18 protein-coding genes are annotated in these 21,352 nt (G+C 64.0%); 5 read left to right on the top strand and 13 right to left on the bottom strand.

The window, feature by feature from the left end:
• Positions 1 to 216 precede the first annotated feature (216 nt).
• The 13 genes from ACWUKX_RS29750 to ACWUKX_RS29690 all read right to left on the bottom strand — a co-directional run bounded on the left by ACWUKX_RS29750 (position 217) and on the right by ACWUKX_RS29690 (position 14,104).
• Positions 217 to 612, bottom strand: a complete 396-nt coding sequence (locus ACWUKX_RS29750; RefSeq protein WP_456010227.1) for a RidA family protein — start codon at positions 610 to 612, stop codon at positions 217 to 219.
• A gap of 77 nt (positions 613 to 689) precedes the next feature.
• Positions 690 to 1,838 (bottom strand): acyl-CoA dehydrogenase family protein, encoded by a 1,149-nt coding sequence (locus ACWUKX_RS29745; RefSeq protein ID WP_456010226.1) that lies wholly within the window; start codon positions 1,836 to 1,838, stop codon positions 690 to 692.
• Between the two features lie 233 nt (positions 1,839 to 2,071).
• Entirely contained in the window at positions 2,072 to 2,884 is an 813-nt protein-coding gene (locus tag ACWUKX_RS29740) for an enoyl-CoA hydratase family protein (protein WP_456010225.1), read from the bottom strand.
• Positions 2,881 to 3,351 (bottom strand): MarR family winged helix-turn-helix transcriptional regulator, encoded by a 471-nt coding sequence (locus ACWUKX_RS29735; protein ID WP_456010224.1) that lies wholly within the window; start codon positions 3,349 to 3,351, stop codon positions 2,881 to 2,883. The genes ACWUKX_RS29740 and ACWUKX_RS29735 overlap by 4 nt, the downstream gene beginning before the upstream one ends.
• Positions 3,345 to 4,118 (bottom strand): SDR family NAD(P)-dependent oxidoreductase, encoded by a 774-nt coding sequence (locus ACWUKX_RS29730; RefSeq protein ID WP_456010223.1) that lies wholly within the window; start codon positions 4,116 to 4,118, stop codon positions 3,345 to 3,347. Before ACWUKX_RS29730 ends, ACWUKX_RS29735 begins: the two co-directional genes overlap by 7 nt.
• The gene (locus tag ACWUKX_RS29725) at positions 4,115 to 6,409 is read right to left on the bottom strand and encodes a bifunctional salicylyl-CoA 5-hydroxylase/oxidoreductase (protein WP_456010222.1); all 2,295 of its coding nucleotides are present in this window, start codon (positions 6,407 to 6,409) and stop codon (positions 4,115 to 4,117) included. The genes ACWUKX_RS29730 and ACWUKX_RS29725 overlap by 4 nt, the downstream gene beginning before the upstream one ends.
• A 143-nt stretch (positions 6,410 to 6,552) precedes the next feature.
• A complete protein-coding gene (locus tag ACWUKX_RS29720; RefSeq protein WP_456010221.1) occupies positions 6,553 to 7,164 on the bottom strand; it encodes a VOC family protein in 612 nt (203 codons plus the stop codon).
• Between the two features lie 106 nt (positions 7,165 to 7,270).
• Positions 7,271 to 8,101: an ATP-binding cassette domain-containing protein gene (locus ACWUKX_RS29715; protein WP_456010219.1), complete on the bottom strand. Its 831-nt coding sequence runs from the start codon at positions 8,099 to 8,101 to the stop codon at positions 7,271 to 7,273.
• The gene (locus ACWUKX_RS29710) at positions 8,094 to 8,981 is read right to left on the bottom strand and encodes an ABC transporter ATP-binding protein (RefSeq protein ID WP_456010218.1); all 888 of its coding nucleotides are present in this window, start codon (positions 8,979 to 8,981) and stop codon (positions 8,094 to 8,096) included. Before ACWUKX_RS29710 ends, ACWUKX_RS29715 begins: the two co-directional genes overlap by 8 nt.
• On the bottom strand, positions 8,978 to 9,826 hold the full coding sequence (locus ACWUKX_RS29705; RefSeq protein WP_456010217.1) for an ABC transporter permease: 849 nt from the start codon (positions 9,824 to 9,826) through the stop codon (positions 8,978 to 8,980). The genes ACWUKX_RS29710 and ACWUKX_RS29705 overlap by 4 nt, the downstream gene beginning before the upstream one ends.
• Positions 9,819 to 10,826 carry an ABC transporter permease gene (locus ACWUKX_RS29700; protein ID WP_456010216.1) on the bottom strand — a complete coding sequence of 336 codons (1,008 nt, stop codon included), beginning with the start codon at positions 10,824 to 10,826 and terminating at the stop codon, positions 9,819 to 9,821. The genes ACWUKX_RS29705 and ACWUKX_RS29700 overlap by 8 nt, the downstream gene beginning before the upstream one ends.
• A 70-nt stretch (positions 10,827 to 10,896) precedes the next feature.
• Positions 10,897 to 12,423 carry an ABC transporter substrate-binding protein gene (locus ACWUKX_RS29695; RefSeq protein ID WP_456010215.1) on the bottom strand — a complete coding sequence of 509 codons (1,527 nt, stop codon included), beginning with the start codon at positions 12,421 to 12,423 and terminating at the stop codon, positions 10,897 to 10,899.
• Positions 12,424 to 12,529: 106 nt separating this feature from the next.
• Positions 12,530 to 14,104 carry a phytoene desaturase family protein gene (locus tag ACWUKX_RS29690; protein WP_456010228.1) on the bottom strand — a complete coding sequence of 525 codons (1,575 nt, stop codon included), beginning with the start codon at positions 14,102 to 14,104 and terminating at the stop codon, positions 12,530 to 12,532.
• Positions 14,105 to 14,225: 121 nt separating this feature from the next.
• On the opposite strand from ACWUKX_RS29690, the gene ACWUKX_RS29685 reads away from it, so the two are divergent.
• The 5 genes from ACWUKX_RS29685 to ACWUKX_RS29665 all read left to right on the top strand — a co-directional run bounded on the left by ACWUKX_RS29685 (position 14,226) and on the right by ACWUKX_RS29665 (position 21,059).
• Positions 14,226 to 15,017: a cyclase family protein gene (locus ACWUKX_RS29685; protein ID WP_128345086.1), complete on the top strand. Its 792-nt coding sequence runs from the start codon at positions 14,226 to 14,228 to the stop codon at positions 15,015 to 15,017.
• A 202-nt stretch (positions 15,018 to 15,219) separates the two neighbouring features.
• On the top strand, positions 15,220 to 16,791 hold the full coding sequence (locus ACWUKX_RS29680) for a phytoene desaturase family protein (RefSeq protein WP_456010213.1): 1,572 nt from the start codon (positions 15,220 to 15,222) through the stop codon (positions 16,789 to 16,791).
• Entirely contained in the window at positions 16,791 to 17,270 is a 480-nt protein-coding gene (locus ACWUKX_RS29675; protein WP_455849699.1) for a MarR family winged helix-turn-helix transcriptional regulator, read from the top strand. Before ACWUKX_RS29680 ends, ACWUKX_RS29675 begins: the two co-directional genes overlap by 1 nt.
• Positions 17,271 to 17,314: 44 nt before the next feature.
• Positions 17,315 to 19,468 (top strand): thiamine pyrophosphate-dependent enzyme, encoded by a 2,154-nt coding sequence (locus ACWUKX_RS29670; RefSeq protein WP_456010211.1) that lies wholly within the window; start codon positions 17,315 to 17,317, stop codon positions 19,466 to 19,468.
• Positions 19,461 to 21,059 carry an indolepyruvate oxidoreductase subunit beta family protein gene (locus ACWUKX_RS29665; protein WP_456010210.1) on the top strand — a complete coding sequence of 533 codons (1,599 nt, stop codon included), beginning with the start codon at positions 19,461 to 19,463 and terminating at the stop codon, positions 21,057 to 21,059. Before ACWUKX_RS29670 ends, ACWUKX_RS29665 begins: the two co-directional genes overlap by 8 nt.
• The last annotated feature ends 293 nt before the right edge of the window (positions 21,060 to 21,352 follow it).

Genomic DNA, 21,352 nt, shown 5'->3' with positions numbered 1-21,352 from the left:
CCATCCGCGAATCTCCCGTAGTGACCAACACTACAGAATCACCAATCAGATTCTGTGCAAAGGCCTCCTTGTGGGAGAAGGTGGCCGAGCGAAGCTCGGTCGGATGAGGGGTGTTCCAGCTTGGCGTCGACCGCGCTCCGTCCAACACCCCTCAACCGTCTCGGCGCCGATCCACCTTCTCCCACAAGAAGGGGAGAAGGGGAAGCACGCCTCGCCTCAGTCCGGGATCACCGCCGTGGCCTGGATCTCCACCTTGGCGCGATCCTCGACCAGCGCCATCACCTGCATGGCGGCCATGGCCGGAAAATGTCGCCCGACGACCTCGCGATAGGCCTCGCCGATCCCCTTGAGGTTGGCCAGATACTCGGCCTTGTCGGTAAAGTACCAGGTCATCGAGGTGATATGCTCAGGCTTGGCGCCGGCCTCGGAGAGCACCGCGACGATGTTGGTAAGCGTCTGCCGCACCTGGCCGACAAAATCATCGGTTTCGAATTGGCCTTGCCCGGTCCAGCCGACCTGGCCGCCGATGAAGATCAGCTGCCCGCGCGCGGCGACGCCATTGGCGTAACCGATTGGTTTCGCCCAGCCTTCCGGCTGCAAGATGGTGTGCATATCAAGCCTCCCGATACTCAAATCCGGTCGCAATGTTCAAAATTCGAAACCAGCAATTTTCTGTCGCAAGCTCGGTCTCAGGCCGCTCCCATCACTTGCCTGGCGATGACCACCTTCTGCACGTCGGATGCGCCCTCATAGATGCGCAGCGCGCGGATCTCGCGATAGAGGCTTTCGATGATGTGGCCCTTACGCACGCCGTCACCACCATGCAGCTGCACGGCCTTGTCGATCACCTCTTGCGCCTTGTCGGTGGCGAACAGCTTGGCCATCGCCGCTTCGCGGGTGACACGGGGGGCGCCCATGTCCTTGGTCCAGGCGGCGCGGTAGACCAGCAGGGCGGCGGTATCGACATCAAGCGCCATGTCGGCGATGTGGCCCTGCACCATTTGCAGCTCGGCCATCGCAGCGCCGAACAGTTTGCGCTCGGCCACTCTTGTGATGCTTTCGTCCAGCGCGCGCCGGGCAAAGCCGAGTGCCGCCGCGCCGACCGTCGAGCGGAACACGTCGAGCACCGACATGGCGAGACGGAAACCGTCGCCTGGCTTGCCGATCAATGCCGAGGCCGGAACGCGGACATTGTCGAAGAACAGGCGTGCAAGCGGATGCGGCGCGATCACCTCCAGCCGCTCGGCGATTGTCAGGCCCTCGGTGTCTGCAGGCACGATGAAGGCGGAAAGCCCCTTGGCGCCGGGCGCCTCGCCAGTGCGAGCGAAAACGACGTAGAGATCGGCAATGCCGCCATTGGAAATCCAGGTCTTCTCGCCTGACAGAACATAGTCGTCTCCGTCGCGCGCGGCCGTCATCTCTATATTGGCGACGTCAGATCCGGAGCGTGGCTCCGACAGCGCGAACGCGGAAATCGCTTCGCCGGCGCGTGTCTTCGCCAGCCAGCGCTGCTGGTCGGGCGTTCCGAAAAGGCTGAGCGCCCCGGTGCCGAGCCCTTGCATGGCGAAGACGAAGTCGGCTAGTCCGTCATGCCGGGCCAGCGTCTCGCGCGTAATGCACAGCGTGCGCACGTCAAGCGGCCCGGGGTTTGCGATGTCGAGCGCCGTCGGTTTCAACCAGCCGTCTTGGCCGAGCTTCGCCACCAGCTCGCGGCAGGCGGCATCGACATCGTCATGCGCGACCGGCAGGTTTCTTCCGCACCAGGCGTCCAGCCGCTCGGCAAGCTCGCGATGGCGGTCCTCGAAGAACGGCCAGTTGAGGAAGGAGCGGTCAGGCATGGGAATGCCTCGTCCCGAACTGCACTCCACGGCGCCCCCCTCTGTCCTGCCGGACATCTCCCCCACACGGGGGGAGATTGGCTGTCGCGGGCGCTTTCGCCGATTTCCAGCGTTGCAGAAAGGGGCGATGCAGTGGAACTGCCGATCTCCCCCCAAGTGGGGGAGATGTCCGGCAGGACAGAGGGGGGCGCTGTCCCGCCAATCTGTCCGTTCTTAGGGATGCAGCTCTCATCCTAATTGCCCTCGAACACCGGTTTTTCCTTGACGACGAAAGCCGTGTACGCCCGCTTGAAATCGCCGGTCTGCATGCAGATCGCCTGCGCCTGCGCTTCCGCCTCGATCGCCTGGTCGAGGCCCATCGACCATTCCTGGTTCAACTGCGTCTTGGTGATGCCGTGGGCGAAGGTCGGGCCGGAAACGATGCGCGCGGCCATGTCGAGCGCGTCGGCTTCAAGCGCCGCCGCATCGACCAGCCGGTTGTAGAAACCCCAGCGCTCGCCCTCCTCAGCACTCATCGTCCGGCCGGTGTAAAGCAGCTCGGCGGCGCGGCCCTGGCCGATAATACGCGGCAGGATCGCGCAGGCGCCCATGTCGCAGCCGGCAAGACCGACACGCGTGAACAGGAACGCGGTCTTGGCCTCAGGCGTGGCGATACGGATGTCGGACGCCATGGCGATGATGGCACCGGCGCCCACCGCCACGCCGTCGACCGCCGCAATGATTGGCTTGCCGCAGTTCAGCATCGCCTTGACGAAATCGCCGGTCATTCGGGTGAAGGCGAGCAATGCCTTCATGTCCATCTTCACCAGCGGGCCGATGATGTCGTGAACATCGCCGCCGGAGCAGAAATTGCCGCCATTGGGCAGGAACACCACCGCATCGACGTCGTCGGCATAGACGAGGTCGCGAAAAGTATCGCGCAGCTCGGCATAGCTTTCGAAGGTCAGCGGGTTCTTGCGCTCCGGGCGGTCGAGCCGGATATTTGCGATCTTGCCTTCGACCTGCCAGAGGAAATGCTTCGGCTTGCGGCCGGCCATCTTTGTCATTCCCGTCCCTCCCAATTGCTGCGGAAGGAATTCAGCATGCCGGTCATCCGGCGCGCCTCGTCCTCGCTCACGTTGCCCAGCAGCTCGCCGATCCAGCTTTCATGCGCGGCGGCAATCACAGCGAAAGCCTTCGAACCTTCCTCCGTCAACCGCACCATCGAGGTGCGGCGGTCGCCATTGCGCCGGGCGCGGGTAACCAGCCCTTCCGAAACCAGCCGGTCGACGATCCCGGTCACATTGCCGTTGGACACCAGCAGGAAGCGCGACAGGTCGCTCATCAACATGCCTTCCGGCGCGCGGTAGAGTGCCGCCATCACGTCGAAGCGCGGCAGCGTCGTGTTGAATTCCTGCCGCAGGCGCTCGCGCAGCTCGGCCTCGATGCTGCGCGAGGCGCGCAGCAGCCGCACCCACAGCCGCAGCCGATCCTTGCCGGGTCCGGACGGCGCGGGCAGGGGACCGGCTACCACGTCTCGCCTCCCGAGATCGAAATCGTCTGTCCGGTGATCGATTGGGCAGCATCGCCGCACAGCCACAGCACCGCGGCTGCAATTTCTTCCGGCTGGATGAAGCGGCCTTGCGGGTTGGTCGAGGCAAGGCTCGTCCGTGCTTCTTCGGCCGAGCGGCCGGTCTTTTCGACGATTCGCTGGATGGATTCCTCGAGCATGTCGGTTTCGGTGAAGCCCGGGCAGACGGCGTTGACCGTCACCCCGGATTTGGCCGTCTCGACCGCCAGCGCTCGCATTAGGCCGACGACGCCATGCTTGGCGGCAACGTAAGCGGCGACATACGGATAGCCTTTTAGCCCGGCCGTCGAAGCAACGAAGATGATCCTGCCTATCCTCCGTGCGACCATGCCGGCCAGCGCCGGTTTCACTGTAAGGAACGCGCCGGTCAGGTTGACGTCGAGCGTGCGCTGCCAGTCCGCAAGCGAGGTCCGCGGTGCTGGCGCGCTGCCGGACATGCCGGCATTGGCGACGACGATATCGATCGGCCCGCGCGCCGCCTCGGCCTGGCTGTAGAGCGACGCCATCGCCGCCTCATTGGTGACGTCGGCGGCGATGCCGAAAATGCGGTCGTTTTCCCTGGCGACCTCGACCAGCGCTGCCTCGCGCCGGCCGCAGATGGTGACATCGATACCGGCATCGGCGAGCGCCAGCGCGATGGCGCGGCCGACGCCGGAGCCGCCGCCGGTGACCAGCGCATGCCGTCCCGCCATCGTTTCAGCGACGCTCATACCTTCAGCCCCGCTGCCGCGTCGCGTTCGGCCAGCCGGTAGATCTGGTCGCGGCCAGGCAGATAGGGATCCGGCCATTTGACGCCGCGGTCGCCGAGCGTGACGGCCGCATGCAACGTCCAGTAGGGGTCGGCGAGATGCGGTCGTGCCATCGCGACCAGGTCGGCGCGGCCGGCCATCAGGATCGAATTGACATGGTCCGGTTCGTAGATGTTTCCGACCGCCATGGTCGCCATGCCGACCTCGTTGCGGATGCGGTCGGAAAACGGCGTCTGGAACATACGGCCATACACCGGCCTTGCCTCGGCGGAAGTCTGGCCGGCCGACACGTCGCAGATGTCGACGCCGGCCTCATGCAGCAGCCGCGCGATTTCGACCGCATCGGCCGGTGTCACGCCTTCGATGCCGACCCAGTCATTGGCCGAGATGCGTATTGAAACAGGCTTTTCATCAGGCCAGGCGGCGCGCACGGCATGGAAGATTTCGAGCGGGTAACGCATGCGGTTTTCGAGCGAGCCGCCATAGGCGTCCGTGCGCCGGTTGGTCAGCGGCGTGATGAAGGAGGACAGGAGATAGCCGTGCGCGGCGTGGATTTCGAGCATATCGAAGCCGCAGCGTTCAGCCATCTCGGCCGAAGCGACGAATTGATCGCGCACCAAATCCATGTCGGCGCGGTCCATCTCCTTCGGCAGCTGATTCTCAGGCGACCATGCCACCGCCGACGCCGCCATGACAGGCCAGTTGCCTGATGTCAGTGGCACGTCGGTTCCTTGCCAGCCGAGCCGGGTCGAACCCTTGGCGCCGGAATGGCCGATCTGCGCGCAGATCTTCGCCTCGGTCTCGGTGTGGACGAAATCAACAAGCCGCTTCCAGGCGACTTCGTGCTCGGGCGCGTAAAAGCCGGTACAGCCAGGCGTGATGCGGCCTTCGGGGCTGACGCAAGTCATCTCGATGTAGAGCAGGCCGGCGCCACCCTTGGCCCGTTCGGCATAGTGGGCGAAGTGCCAGTCGGTCGGGCAGCCGTCGACGGCCTTGTACTGCGCCATCGGCGAAACGACGATGCGGTTCTGCAGCGCCATATCGCGCAGCCGGAACGGTGCGAACATCGGCGCGCGACGAAGACTGTTGCCGCCGGCGCCGGCCTGGCGCTGGAACCATTCTTCGGCGCCGGCCAGCCACTCGGCATCGCGCAGCCGCAAATTCTCGTGGCTGATGCGCTGCGAGCGCGTCAGCAGCGAATAATTGAACTGCACCGGATCGAGGCCGAGATAGCGCTCGACCTCCTCGAACCATTCGAGCGAGTTGCGCGCCGCCGACTGCAGCTTCAGCACTTCGGTGCGGCGGGCGTCTTCATATTTGCGAAACGCCGCCTCGAGGCCGGGCTCGGAATCAACATAGTCGGCTAGCGCAACCGCGCTTTCCAGCGCCAGCTTGGTGCCGGAGCCGATCGAGAAATGCGCTGATGCCGCTGCGTCGCCCATCAGCGCCAAATTCTTGTAGGACCAGCGCTCGCACAGCACGCGCGGAAAATTGATCCAAGCCGAACCTCTGATGTGGTTGGCGTTGGTCATCAGCGAATGGCCAGCGAGATGCCTGGCGAAGATCTGTTCGCAGACGGCGATCGATTCCTGCTGCGACATCGTGCCGAAGCCGAAGCGCCCCCAGGTCTGCTCACTGCATTCGACGATGAAGGTCGCGGTGTCCTTGTCGAACTGGTAGGCATGCGCCCACACCCAGCCATGCTCCGTCTTCTCGAAGATGAAGGTGAAGGCATCGTCGAACTTCTGCTGGGTGCCAAGCCAGACGAACTTGCATTTGCGGGTGTCGATATCGGGCTTGAACACTTCGACGAATGCGCTCCGTGCCTTCGAATTCAAGCCGTCGGCGGCGACCACCAGATCGTGGCTCTCCATGTAGGGTTTGGGGTCGGCGATATCGGTCTCGAAGACCAGCTTTACGCCGAGCTCGCGGGCCCGCCGCTGCAGCAAGGTGAGCAGCCGCTTGCGGCCGATGCCGCAGAAGCCATGGCCGGTCGAGACCGTGCGCACCCCATCATGGATGACGGCGATGTCGTCCCAATAGGCGAAATGCTTCCTGATCCAGACGGCACTGACCGGATCGTTCCTGGTCAGATTGTCGAGCGTTTCGGCCGACAGTACGACGCCCCAGCCGAATGTGTCGTCGGCGCGGTTGCGCTCGAACACGGTCACTTCGTGCGCGGCGTCCCTGAGCTTCATCGAAATGGCAAAGTAGAGGCCGGCTGGTCCGCCGCCGAGAACCGCAACCTTCATCTGTGCGATCTCCTCTCGCTTCCTATCTTCAGTATCGCGCCTGACTTATATTATTTCAAGCTTGAAGTTTCATAATTGAAGCGATTCGTCTCAGGTGCCTATGGCGTGCCTGCGGTCAGACCCGCAAGCACGCGCCTGCCGGATCATTTTTCCGGGGTCTTCGGGCTCCACAGCACCGTCTCTGCGTCCTTTTCATAGGCCATGCCGTTGGGATAGCTGATCGCTTCCAGCTGCAGGCCCCAGGGCGCCTGGAAATAAAGGATGCTCTGGCCGGCCGCCGGCCCTTCGGTAACCGGCAGCGGCCCCATACGCGTCTTGACGCCCTTTTCATCGAAATAGGCTTTCGCGGCAGCGATATCGTCGACATAGAAGGCGATGTGGAAGCCGCCAATGTCGCTGTTGCGGGCCTGCAGGTCTCTCTGGTCGGGCGCGGTATATTTGAACAGCTCGATATTCGACCCGTAGCCGCAGCGAACCAGGGTGATCTCCTCGATCACCGCCTTGGGGTCGACTCCCAGCAGATCCTGCATGAACGTCCCCTTATCATCGGCGAACGGCCCGAAGGACATCGCCTTCTTGCAGCCGACGACCTCGGTGAAGAAGTCGACGGCCTGCTTCATGTCGGGGACTGTAACCCCGGTGTGATCATGCCCGCGCATGCCAGGAATGGAATCGGCTGAGGCTGTGCTGATGGTTCCACCGATAGTGCCCAGGACGGCGGCCGCAAGCGTTGCAGTTAGGAGCGTATTCTTCATCTCAGTCATCCTCTCGCGGGACATGGGTGACTTGCCGGCCGCACGCCCGAGGCCCGCTCTTCGGCGTGCGAATGAGATGTGCTGTGAATGATCGTTGCGACCGATGTCATGCCGGCGCCTTTGCCGCAGGCAGCAGCCAGCCGTCATCGATCTCGGGCAGCGGGATGGCTGCGAGAAGATCGCGCGTGTAGGCCTGCCGCGGGTTCGCGAACAAAGCGTCGGTGGCGCTTGCCTCGACGATCACGCCTTCGCGCATGACGATCACTTGCCGGCAAAGCCGCCGGATTACCGACAGGTCGTGGCTGATGAAGGCGACGGTCAGGCCCATTTCGGCGGCCAGCCGTTCCAGCAGCGTCAGGATCTGTGCCTGGGTCGACACGTCGAGGCCGGAGACGATCTCGTCGGCTAGCACGAATTTCGGCGACAGCGCCAGCGCCCGGGCAATGCCGACGCGCTGGCGTTGGCCGCCCGACAGCTGGTGACGATAGCGGCTGGCGAAACTTAGCGGCAGGCCGACGCGCTGCAGCGCCTCCGCGACACGACCCTTGAGATTGTCGCCAAACCCGTTTTGCCTGAGTGGGGCGGCGATAATGCTGAAGATGGTGCGGCGCGGATTAAGCGACGACATCGGATCCTGGAATATCATCTGCAGGTTGCGGCGCAGCGGCCTGAGCTCCGCCTCCGGCAGATGCGTGATATCGCGGCCGTCGAAGATGATGCTGCCGGCGCTCGGCTCCAGGAGGCGCACCAAAGCGCGACCGAGCGTCGATTTGCCGGATCCGGATTCGCCGACGATGCCGGTCACCGATCCCCTGGGCAGCTCGAAATCAAGCCCTTTGAGGATCTCGGCCATCGGCGCGCGGCCGATCAGTGGTTTGCGCGTCATGTCGGGCAACGCGACCTTCAGCCCGCGCACGGAAAACAGCGGCTCAGCCATGCGGCCGCCTCCAGGCCTGGTCGGCAGCGGCGATCTCCGAGGCCAGTCCGGCCAATACCGCCTCGTCCACCGGTTTCAGCGAGGCGAACGGATCGGTGTAGCGCGGTGTTGCCGCCATCAACGCTCGCGTGTAGGGGTGCTGCGGAGCCGCGAACAGCGCCGCCGTCTCGGTCTCCTCCACCACCTTGCCGGCATAGAGGACCGACACTTTCTGGCTGATCTTGGCGACGACGCCGAGATCATGGGTGACGAACAGGATCGCCGTGCCGTGCTCGCGCTGCAATTGCGCGATCAGCCGCAAAATCTGCTTCTGCACGGTTACGTCTAGCGCCGTGGTCGGCTCGTCGGCGACGATCAACCTTGGTTCGGCGGCGAAGGCTGCGGCGATCAGCACGCGCTGGCGCATGCCGCCGGAAAGCTCGTGCGGATAGCATTTGAGGACGCGGTCCGGGTCGCGGATCTGTACCGCGTCGAGCAATTGGCGGATGCGGGCGTCGGCTCGCGGCCCACTCCATCCGAGGATGCGCACCAGCCGGTCGGTCATCTGCGGACCGATGCGGCGCGACGGATTGAGCGCGGTCAGCGGGTCTTGAGGGATCAGTGCGGTGCGCGCTCCGATCAGCGTGCGCCTCGCCTTTGGCTGAAGCCGGCCGAGGTCCTCGCCCTCGAGCAGCATATCGCCTTCGACGACGCGCACGCTGGGTGGCAGCACGCCGAGTACCGCCTTGCCGATCATCGTCTTGCCGGCGCCGCTCTCGCCGACCAGCGCGCGAACTTCGCCCGGTTGAACGGAGAGCGACACCGACCGCAGCACGCGCGCGCCATTCGGCAGCACGGCGCTCAAGGACTGAATGTCGAGGCAAGGTCTCGTGGCGTTCATCGCAGCACCGGATCGAAACGCGCCTTGAGACCCTCGCCGAACTGGCTGAACGACAGAACCGTCAGGATCAGGGTGACCAGTGGGAACACCAGCACCCACCACGCCTGATGGATCGACAGGCGGCCCTCGGCGATGATGCCGCCCCAGGTCGGATCGTCGGTCGAGATCGACAGGTTGACGAAGGACAGGATCGCCTCGACGATCACGGCGATGCCCATTTCGAGCGACAGCAACGCGACGATCGACGGCACCACATTGGGCAGCACTTCGCGCAGCATGATACCGATGCGGCCATAGCCGGCGATGCGGGCGTTCTCGACATAATCCATGCGCGCCTGGCCCATGGTCTCGGCGCGGATCACCCGGCAGAAGCGCGTCCAGTCGATGACGGCGATGGCAATGATGACCGAGCTCAGACCGGTGCCGAGCACGGCAACCAGCAGGATGGCGAACAGCACCGGCGGAAACGCCATCCAGACGTCGACGATGCGCGAGATGATGCGATCGGCCCAGCCGCCGAAATAGCCTGCTATCAGCCCGAGCGTCGAGCCAATCAGGCAGGCGGCCAAGGCCGCCGCGAAGGCGACGATCAAGGCGATGCGGGCGCCGAAGATCAGCCGGGACAGGAGATCGCGGCCGAGGCTGTCGGTGCCGAGCCAGAAGCCGGGCCCCGCGCCGCTCATCCAAAAGGGCGGCAGGCGTTCGAACATCAGATCCTGCGCCAGCGGGTTCTGCGGTGCGATCAGCGGCGCGAAGATCGCGGCAAGCAAAGCCAGCAGCAGCCAGCCGCCGGCCAGCCACAGCCTTGCGCCCGAGCCATGTCTTGAAATGCGGCCCTCATCCATGCCGCAGCCTCGGATTGAGCAGCGCATACATCATGTCGACGGTGAGGTTGATCAGCACGAACAGCAGCGCGAAGACCAGCACGATGCCCTGGATCAGCGGCAGATCTCGGTTGATGACGGCGTCGATCGCCATGTTGCCGAGGCCTTCATAGGAAAACAGCCGTTCGACGATGACCGTGCCGCCGATCAGGAAGGTGAACTGCACGCCGACCAGAGTGAGCGTCGGCAGGGCGGCGTTCTTCAGCGCCTCACGCAAAATGACCTGCGTTTCCGAAAAGCCCTTCACCCGCGCCAGCACGACGTAATCGAGGTCGAGCACTTCCTTCAACGACTGTTTCAACAGCTGCGAGATGATCGCGGCGAGCGGCAACGCCAGGGCCACGGCCGGCATCAGCATGTGCCCGAGCAGGTCCTTGGTCAGGTCGAAGCGCAGCCGCACGATGCTCTCGAACAGATAGAACTGGGTGACGAAGGGCAGGTCGAGCTGCGGCGACACCCGGCCGGAAATGTCGAACACCGGCACCAGCACGCCGAACAAAAGAATCAGCACCAGGCCCCACAAAAAGTCGGGAATGGAAAGCGCTGCACCGCTGGCGATATCGATGCCGGCTTCGACTGCCGTGCTGCGCTCGCGTGCGCCGAGGATCGCCGTCGTGCCGCCGATCGCCAGCGCCATCAACAGCGCGACGATGGCGAGTTCCAGCGTCGCCGGCAGCCGGTTGAAGACCAGGCCCAGCACATCCTGCCGGAGCGAGATCGAGGTGCCGAAATCGCCCCTGATGACGCCGGACAGCCAGATAAAGAACTGCTGGACGATGGTTTTGTCGAGCCCGTAGAGCGCGCGCAGCCGGGCGATGTCGGCATCGGTCGCGCCGGGTGGCAGCATCATCGCAACCGGATCGCCGGGCGCGACGCGAATGACGACAAAGACCACGACGGCGACGCCGAACAGCGTGATCGCCATCGTCAAAAGACGGATCAGGAATCTTTGCAGCAGCATGGTCGCCTGTATGCCTGGCGGAAAATGCGCGCCGTCATTGCGGACGGCGCGCGGCGATCCCTGGCCGATGTCAGGCCGGGGTCATCAGCGCCGGCAAAAGCGCGCCGGACACATGCTGCACGACATTGACGCCCTTGGCGTGCACGATCGGCTGCGCATACTGGATCAGCGGCAGCACATAGGCCTGTTCGGCGATGTATTTGTCGACAGCCTTCCAGCCGGCGATGCGCTTGGTCTCGTCCTTCTCGCCCCATAGCGGGTTGATCATGTCGATCAGATCCTGGCTGTCCCACACCGAATGCGGGCTCGGGCCATAGGTGGCAAAGCCGGTCGAGGTGGTCGGATCGCCGATGGCGTTGCCCCAATTGTAGAAGGCGGCCGGGGCCAGCTTGTCGGCGGCGCGCAGCTCGTAGTGCTTGGCGATCTCGTAGACCTCGATCGACGCCTCGATGCCGACCTTGCGCCACATGCCGACGATCGCCTGGACCATCTCGTAATCCTTGGGCTTGAAGCCCTTAGTCGTCTGAATCGTGAACTTGACCGGCTTCTCCGGCGAGTAGCCCGACGCGGCCAGCAATTCCCTAGCTTTTTCCAGATTGTGCTCGACCTTGATTGACGGGTCGTAGGCCTCGTATTCCGGCGTCTCCAGCGTATCGATCGGCTGGCCGTAGCCGCGCAGCAGCCGGTCGACGAGCAGCTTCTTGTCGACCGCCATCACCGCGGCCTGGCGGACGTTCTTGTCCAGCATCACGTCGATGTCGTTGAAGAAGATCATACCGATGTCGGAAACGTTGTTGCACGAGCCGGCAAGCCCGTCCTTGGCGATCAGGCGATCATATTCCTCATAGGGGATTTCGAGCGTCACCTGCGAAGAACCGGACTCGATTTCGGCAACGCGGCTCGCTGCGTCGGTGACGAACTTGATCGTCACATTCTCGAAAGCCGGCTTGCCGCCCCAGTAGTTCGGGTTGGCCTTGAGCCGCAGGAAGGCGTTGCGCTCGAACTTGTCGACCATGTAAGGGCCGGTGCCGATCGGGGCTTTCTCGAAGCCTTCGGCGCCGACCTTCTCGTAGTAGGCCTTCGGCATGATGTAGCCGGTCAGGAACGACATCCACTTAAAATACACCGGGTCGAACTGCACGACATCGCCAGTGATCTTGTTGCCGGCGATCTTGAAGTTGTTGACGTTCTTCCAGACGAACTGGATCGGATTCCCGGTCTTTTCGTCGCCCGCCCGCTGCAGCGACCACACCACGTCCTCGGCGGTGAACGGCGAGCCGTCATGCCAGGTGACGCCCTCGCGCACCGTCATCATGATCTTGCTGCGGTCGTCGTTCCAGCCCCATTCGGTGAGCAGGCCCGGCGCAAAGGAAAGGTCCGGCTTCTGCGGGATGAACTGATCGAACACCGACTGGTAGAGGCCCTGGATCGTCGGGTTGACCGCCGAAGGCCCGGTTGTCGGGTCCCAGGACGGCAGGTTGACGTTGTAGGCGATGGTCAGTTCGCCGGCTGCCTTGGCTATTTGCGGCAGGCCGATGACGGTGGCGCCAAGTGCTGCTGCGCCATATCCGAGCAATTCTCGTCTGTTGATTGTCATGGTCGTTCCCCTGTTGGTTTTCTATGCGCGTCGTTATCATGCAGTGGGTTCAGGCTCCTTGGGCAACCGCGCATTGCCTCTCCTTCACCCGCAAGTGTTTTGAATTCTACCTCCCGCCGAGCTGTTGGGCGAGCATATAGCCCGAGGCCGCGCCTGTGCCGGCGCCCGGCCATGTTGCGGCACCGGTGAGATGCAAATTCATGACCGGCGTATTCCAGCCGGCAAAGCCGCGCGCCGGACGAAACAGGAAATTCTGCGCCAGATGATGGCTGCCGCAAATCTGGTCGCCGCCGACGAGGTTGGGGTTCTCGCGTTCGAGGTCGAGGGGCGAGAACACGGCACGGCCGAGGATATTCCGGCGAAGGTTGGGCGCATAGGTCTCGATGATGTCGAGAACGCGCTCGGCGTAGCGTTCTTTGACCTGATCCCAATGAGCTGGCGCGATCTTGCCGGCCGCATCGCTAATGATTTCGGCGGGCAGCATCCGCACCTGTACCCACAGAACGTGCTTGCCTTCCGGCGCCCGCGATGCATCGACCGCACTCGGCTGGCCGACGACAAGGACCGGCTCGTCCGGCAGCATGCCGGATATTGCCTGCTGATAGGTCCGCGACATGGCGTCGAGCGACGGCGAAAGATGGACGTAGGCGAATTGCCGAAGCTCGGCGCCGGCGCGCCAGTCCGGCAGATCGTCAAGCGCCAGATGGATCATCATCGTGCCCGGCGCATGTCGGAATTTTTTCATCGCCGTGTCGAAGCCGGCGTCGCCGGAACCATCAGGCAAAAGCTTTCCGGTTAGCGCCCCGGGTGCAACGCCGGCGATCACAGCCTTGGTGGCAGTATGGGTCTCGCCGGAAGCAAGCCGCACGCCTGTCGCTCGGCCGCCGGACACCGTGATCTCGGCCACCTCAGCACCGGTGCTAATCTGGCCGCCGGCAACGGTGACCATGCCGGTCAGCGCGCGGATGATGGTGTCGGCGCCGCCCTTGCCGAGCACCATGCCGAAGCACTGGTTGGCCATCGATTCCAGATAGGGGAACACCGCGCCGCCGGCGATGTCAGGGGCGAAGTCGAGATGCATGCCCCAGGTGGCGAGCGTCGCCCTGACATGCGGCGACTCGAAATTCTCCTCGAGCCACGAGCGTGGTGATGAGAGCAGCAGCCGGCCGGTGTCGAGCGCGCCGGCAAGGCCCTTCTTGCGCCACAGGTTCCATGCGGTGCCGGCCAGCGCCCGCCCGCTCATCTGTGAGCCGAGCAGCCGAAACAGATGCTCGGCTTCCCCCGGGAAGGCACCGACCAGCCGGCGCCATGTGGCGGCGTCGGTTGCGGAAAAAGTTGCCATGCGCGACGCGGTCTTTTCCAGATCGTTGCTGACGCCGAACCACCGTCCGTCGGGAAAGGCGCTGGCAAAGCAATCGGCGACCGGCGCAAATTCCAGCCCATGGCTTTTCAATTCATTTGCATATTTCTTGTGAAAGGCCGAGCCGGCGAACAGGCTCAGATTCATCGCGCCGAAATCGTGCCGGAAGCCCGGAAGCGTGAATTCGCGGCTCTGGACAGCGCCGCCGATAGTTGCGCTGCGCTCAAAAATCCCGGGGTTCCAACCTTTGAGCGCCAGATGCGCGGCGCATGCCAAACTGTTGTGGCCTGCCCCGACGAATATGGCGTCAAACTCGCTCACACCCACCCAACCCATTTCCTTTATGCTTAAAGATAATTGCAGATGCATATGTTTTAGTCTAGTAGGATATTAAAGGCCGCGAAGAGCCTTGATCATCACCAAGAAAGAGGGAATAGAGACCATGGACACGCAACAACTCCTCGGCGAGGTCGCCGGCCAGCTTCTTTCAGGTACCATCCAGGTGGTCGACCTGACGGCGCCGCTCGGGCCCAACACGCCGCTGATCAAGCTGCCGCCGGAGCTGGCGGTGGACACGCCGAAGGTCGAGATCCACGCCATCTCCCACTATGACAAGAACGGTCCGTGGTGGGCATGGAACTGGCTGAAGCTCGGCGAACATTCGGGCACGCATTTCGACGCGCCGCAGCACTGGATTACCGGCAAGGATTATCCGGACGGTGCCACCGACACCATTCCGGTTCAGAATTTCGTCGGCCCGGTCAATGTCATCGACTGCTCGAAGCAAGCCGCCGCCGACAACGATTTCCTCCTCACAGTCGACCACATCAAGGCGTGGGAAGCCGAGCACGGCCCGATTAACGCCGGCGAATGGGTGGTGATGCGCACCGACTGGTATAAGCGCAACGGCTCGGAAGCCGAATTCCTCAACGCCGACGAGACCGGACCGCACACCCCCGGACCGACGGCCGAGGCCATCCAGTACCTGATCAGCAAAGACATCAAGGGCTGGGGCAGCGAGACGATCGGCACGGATGCTGGCAAAGCAGGGGGAATGGAGCCGCCATTCCCGGCGCACAGCCTGATGCACAAGGCGAACCGCTACGGCCTCGCCAGCTTGTGCAATCTCGACCGGCTGCCGCCGAAAGGCGCGATCCTGATCGCCGCACCGCTCAAAATCGAGCACGGCACCGGCAGCCCGATCCGCGCGCTGGCTCTGGTGCCAAGGCATTAGGACGAGGTGGCGGTCTTCGGGAGAAGATCATGCTTGTAGGCAATGCTGTAGTGACGGATTTGGAGCGGCAGCCTTGTAGCGCTGTCGCTCTACGGCGCCCCCCTCTGTCCAGCCGGACAGTCCGGCAGGACAGAGGGGGGCGCGAAGGAACGCCAACCCGCGCAATTGACTCCAACCTCCCGAGGACGAGGAGCAATCGCAGATGAACGCGCCCGATCACATCATCGTCGGCAGCGGCATCAACGCGCTGGTCTGCGCGGCGATGCTTGGCGGCAAGGGGGCAAAGGTGCTGGTGCTCGAGCGCAACGACCGCATCGGCGGTTGCATGCGCACCGAGGAGATCACCGCGCCCGGCTTCATCCACGACGTGATGGCGACGACCTTCGTACTGTTCATCACCTCGCCTGCCTATGCGGCGCTGGGCAAGGATCTGGCGCGGCACGGCCTGGAATTCTGCAACACCAGCACGCCGACCGGCGTGCTGCGGCCGGACGGCAGCTATGCCATCCTACGCACCGATCGGCCCGCCAATGTCGCGGCTGCCAATGCGCTTGCCGCAGGCGATGGCGACCGGCACGGCAGCGACGTCGGCGAGATCGAGCGCAATGCCGGCCTGCTGTTCGGGCTGCTCGGCGGCAGCCTGTGGTCTTACCCCACGACCAGGCTGCTGGCGGGCGAAGCCTGGCGGCGCGGCCCGCGCGGCCTTGCCGCCTTTCTCGGCGATGCGTTGGTGCCGGCGCGCGGCTGGCTGGAGAACACTTACCAGTCGGAGATCACCCGGGCGCTGTGGGCGCCCTGGGTGCTGCATGCCGGCCTTGGGCCTGAAGACGCGTTCTCCGGCCAGATCGCCAGGGTTATCGCCTTTGCGCTGGAAGCTGCCGGCGCGCCGATCGTCAAGGGCGGCGCTAGGAATCTGCTGTCCGCCTTCGAAGCGCTGATCAAGGAGCGCGGCGGCGTGATCCGAACTGAAGGGGACGTTGCCTCCATCATCCAGAGCGGAGGCCGAGCCACCGGCGTACGGCTGACTTCGGGCGAAACGGTCACCGCGAAGAAGAGCGTGATCTGCTCGGTCACGCCGACCCATCTCTACGGGCGGCTGCTCGGCGACGCGGCTCCGAAAGCCGACCTCGAGGCGGCGCAGAAATACCGCTACGGCAAGGGCAATTTCCAAATACACTATGCCCTTGACAAGCCGCCCGCATGGCGCGGCGAGGGCCTGGCAAAGGTCGCGCTGCTGCATCTGACACCGGGGCTCGACGGCGTGTCGAAAGCCTGCAACGAGGCCACGCGCGGCACGCTGCCGGAGGTGCCGACCATCTGCGTCGGCCAGCCGCATGCGCTCGATCCTTCGCGCTGTCCGGAAGGCAAGGCGATCCTGTGGCTGCAACTGCCCGAGGCGCCACGCCATATCAAGGGCGATGCCGCCGGCAAACTGCAGACACCGGCGGACGGCCGCTGGACCGACGCGCTGCGCGAAGCCTACGCGAACCGTGTCGAGGCGATCCTCGCCAGCCATATCGATGGATTCAAGGACAGCGTCATTGCACGCCGCGCCTATTCGCCGGCCGATCTGGAAGCGATCAACGTCAATCTGGTCGGCGGCGATCCCTATGGCGGCTCATCGACCATCGACCAGTCGTTCCTATGGCGCCCGTTCAAAACGAGCCGCAATCACGACACCGGGATCAAGGGCCTCTACCATATCGGCGCCTCGACCCATCCCGGCGCCGGGCTTGGCGGCGGTTCCGGCTTTCTGCTGGCGGGGAGGCTGTGATGGAACAGAAGGTTGAAAAGCGCCAGCGCATCTCGACACTGGGCCAGATCGGACTGCAGCAATTCGCGCCCTATCTGATGAACCGCATCATGGGCCGCTACAACGCCACCTTGCGCGACGATTTTCGCAAGCAGGGCCTGACCATCCCACAGGTGCGCACACTCGCCGTGCTGTCGGTCGCCGACGGCGTCACCGTCAACGATCTCTCGGTCTACACGGTCATCGAACAATCCACGTTGAGCCGGACGCTCGACACGCTGGAAGGGCAAGGGTTTGTGCGGCGGGAGCAGGGGGTCACCGACAGCCGCATCCGCCATGTGTTCCTGACCGACGAGGGTCGCGCCGAGTTCGGCCGCGCCTGGCCGGCCATGCACGACGCGTTCGAGGCGATGTTCGACGACGTCGACGATGCCGAATATGCGGCGCTGATCGCGACGCTGCAGAAGATGCTGAAGAACATTCGCAAGCACGACATTTGATCTTACGCGCTGCCGGATGCCGGCGGTAACGGAAGGAGCCCAAAATGGCCGAACGGTCTTTTGCCAAGGAAGTCGAAAAGCTCAGGCTCGGCGCCGGCGAGGAGTTTTCCGGCGAGGGCATTCTCGCCATCACCAAGGCGCTGCTGCAATGCGGCGTCGGCTATGTCGGCGGCTATCAGGGCGCGCCGATCAGCCATCTGATGGATGTGCTGGCCGATGCGCAGGACATTCTGGGCGAGCTCGGCGTGCATTTCGAGGCGAGCGCCTCGGAAGCCACCGCCACCGCCATGCTGGCCGCATCTGTGCATTATCCGATCCGCGGTGCGGCGACCTTCAAGTCGACAGTCGGCACCAATGTCGCGTCGGACGCGCTCGCCAATCTCGCCTCGGGCGGCGTCACCGGCGGCGCGCTGATCATCGTCGGCGAGGACTATGGCGAAGGCTCTTCGATCATGCAGGAGCGCAGCCACGCCTTTGCCATGAAAAGCCAGGTCTGGCTGCTCGACCCGCGGCCGAACCTGCCGTCGATCGTCAAGGCGGTGGAGGACGGCTTCGAGCTGTCCGAGGTTTCCAACACGCCTGTCATGCTGCAGGTCCGCATCCGCTGCTGCCACGTCCATGGCCGTTTCATCGCCAAGGACAACAAGCGGCCGACCATGACGGTGGCTGATGCGCTCGACGCGCCGCGCCGCGACACCGGCCGCATCGTGCTGCCGCCCGCCTCCTTCCTACACGAGAAGGAAAAGGTGCAGAAACGCTGGCCAGCGGCGGTCGATTTTATCCGCAAGAATAAGATCAACGAGTTCTTCGGTCCCGAGCACGGCTCGGTCGGCATCGTCATGCAGGGCGGCATGTACAATTCGGTCGTCCGAGCGCTGCAACGGCTAAGCCTTGCCGACACCTATGGTGTGACAGACGTGCCGCTCTACGTGCTGAATGCCGTCTATCCCTTGGTCGACGACGAGTTCCTGTCCTTCTGCGAGGGCAAGGACGCTGTGCTCGTCGTCGAGGAAGGCCAGCCCAATTATATCGAGCAGGCTTTCGCATCGATGCTGCACAAGGCCGGGCGTGGCACGAAACTCGTCGGCAAGGAGCACCTGCCGATGGCCGGCGAATACACCGGCCAGGTCATGCTCGACGGCATCGGATCGTTCCTGCGCGCCACCATCCCGCACCTGCTGCCGGGCGAAGTCCGCGCGCCGAACAAGATCGGCGACGGGCTCGATACCGCCGACCTGATCAACGTCGTTCCGGGCCGTCCGCCCGGCTTCTGCGTCGGCTGTCCGGAACGGCCGATCTTCGCCGCCACCAAGCTGGTCGAGCAGGAGCTCGGCAAGCACCACATCGCCTCCGACATCGGCTGCCATCTGTTTTCGATCATGCCGCCTTTCGAGCTTGGCGCTACTACCATGGGCTACGGGCTGGGGCCGGCCTCGGCCTCAGCGTTCAATTCGCCCGATGCCAAGCGCCGGTCGATCTCCTTCGTCGGCGACGGCGGCTTCTGGCACAACGGCCTGACCTCGTCGATCGGCAACGCCGTGTTCAACAAGAACGACGGCGTCATCGTCATCGTCGACAATTTCTATTCGGCGGCGACGGGAGGGCAGGACATTCTTTCATCCCGCGCCGGCAACAAGACGAAATCGACCAAGCATCCGATCACCGAGGCGGTGAAGGGCATGGGCGTCAAATGGCTGCGCCACATCGACCGCACCTATGACGTGACCAAGATGCAGGACATGCTGCGCGAGGCGCTGACGACGGACGAGAAGGGCCCAAAAGTCATCGTCGCCTCGTCCGAATGCATGCTGAACCGGCAGCGCCGCGAAAAGCCGCTGGTCGACAAGGCGATCAAGGGCGGGAAAAGGATCGTCAAGCCGAAATTCGGCGTCGACGAGGACATCTGCACCGGCGACCATGCCTGCATGCGGCTTTCTGGCTGCCCGTCGCTGTCGGTGAAGTCGCTGGACGATCCGCTGCGCGACGATCCGGTGGCGCATATCGACCAGAGCTGCGTCGGCTGCGGCAATTGCGGCGAGGTTGCCGATGCGGCGGTGCTGTGCCCGTCCTTCTACCGCGCCGACGTGGTGCACAATCCCAGCCGCTGGGACCGTTTCCTCGAAGCCGCGCGTCGCGCCACGATCAGCCTCTTGCAGCGGCGCCGTGAAAGCCGGCGCCTGACATTCGCCGATGCTTGACGCCGTTCCCTCATCGCGCTCGAACGCCGGTGCTCCCGAAGGCGAGCGCGTCATTAAGCTTGCCGTGCTGGCGGTCGGCGGCCAGGGCGGCGGCGTGCTCGCCGACTGGATCACCGACGTTGCCGAACGCAATGGCTATGTCGCGCAATCGACCTCGGTCGCCGGCGTCGCCCAGCGCACCGGCGCCACGATCTACTATGTCGAAATGTGCCGCGACACCGGCCGCCTGCCGGTCTTTGCGCTGTCGCCCTCGCAGGGCGACGTCGACATCTTGATCGCCGCCGAACTGATGGAAGCCGGCCGCGCCATCATCCGCGGCTTCGTCACGCCGGAGCGCACGACGCTGATTGCCTCGTCGCATCGCATCGCCGCGGTCTCGGAAAAGATCGAGCCCGGCGATGGCCGCGCCTCGTCCTCAAAGGTGCATGCCACGGCTGAAACGGCGGCCAAGCGCTTCGTCGCCTTCGACATGGAGAAGATCGCCGCCGACAACGGCTCGATGATCTCGGCCAGCCTGCTCGGCGCGCTGGCCGGCTCCGATGTCTTGCCGTTCACACGCGAGAGCTATGAACAGGCGATCAGTGCCGGCGGCCGCGGCGTGAAGGCCAGCCTCGCCGCCTTCGGCGTGTCCTTTGATCGCGCCCGCGACATCCCGAACACGCCACCTCTGGGCGACAAGATCGCAGAGCCGAAAGCTGCTGAAACCGGCTCGGGCGCGGCGGCAAAGGTGAGCGGCCCGGAAAGCCTGTTGAAGGGCTGGCAGGACCTTGCGGCGCGCGTCGATGCGCTACCGCTTCCCCTGCACGACATGGCGTTTCGCGGTCTGAAAAAAGTCGTCGACTATCAGGACATCGCCTATGGCGGCGAGTATCTCGACCGGCTCGACCGGGCCGTCGCTCTGGACAATGCCGAACATGACTACGCGCTGTCGATATCAGCGGCAAAGCATTTGGCCAACGCCATGTGCTACGACGACATGATCCGCGTCGCCGACCTGAAGACGCGTTCGACGCGCGACAAGCGGGTGCGCCGCGAGGTCGGTGTCAAGGAGGGAACGATCCTCCAGGTGACCGAATATTTCCATCCGCGCATCGAGGAATTCTGCGGCACGCTGCCGTCCGGCCTCGGCAGTTACATCGAGGCGCGGCCGAAGCTTGCCGCCTTCCTTGACCGCCGCATCAACCATGGCCGCCGCATCCGCACCGACAGTTTCGCCGGCTTCGTCGCACTGTGGTTCATCGGCGGCCTGCGTCGCTGGCGCCGTCGCCTGCTGCGCCACAAGGTCGAGACCGCACATCTCGAGCGCTGGTATGCGCTGGCGCTCGGCCATGTCAGGGAGGACTACGCACTCTCCGTCGAAATCCTCAACTGTCGCCGCCTGATCAAGGGCTACAGCGACACCCATGCCCGCGCCCAGTCGAAATTCGACCGCGTGCTGTCGGCACTCGATCTGCTCAAGGGCCGCGCCGACGCCGCCGACTGGATCAGGCGCCTGCGCGAAGCAGCACTCAAGGACGAGAAGGGCGACATGCTCGACGGCGCGCTGAAGACGGTGGCGTCGCTGGGCGATGGCGCCGCGTCGTCCAGCTGAGCGGTGAAATAACTGGTGCCGCTGATACAGCTCCAGAACAGGAATTCAGTGGAAGTGCTGATCGACAGCTTCCTCGACTCAAACTGTGCGAGGTTCCCGGGCAAGCTCCGCGCAGCCCGTCTGACCATCATTTCACGAATCCCATCGCGGGCATGAAAAAGTGGCGCTAAGTAAGGTCAATTAGCGAGTTCGCTTCCTATCCGACCCCATGCACCATCGACAACGTCTCTAGAGCGCTTCGCCTTTTGACTGAATCTGGATTCCCAAGTTTGCGCAAATCAGATTCGATGTCC

This window comes from Mesorhizobium sp. f-mel (assembly GCF_053850215.1).
This window is presented reverse-complemented; position numbering and strand designations above follow the sequence as displayed.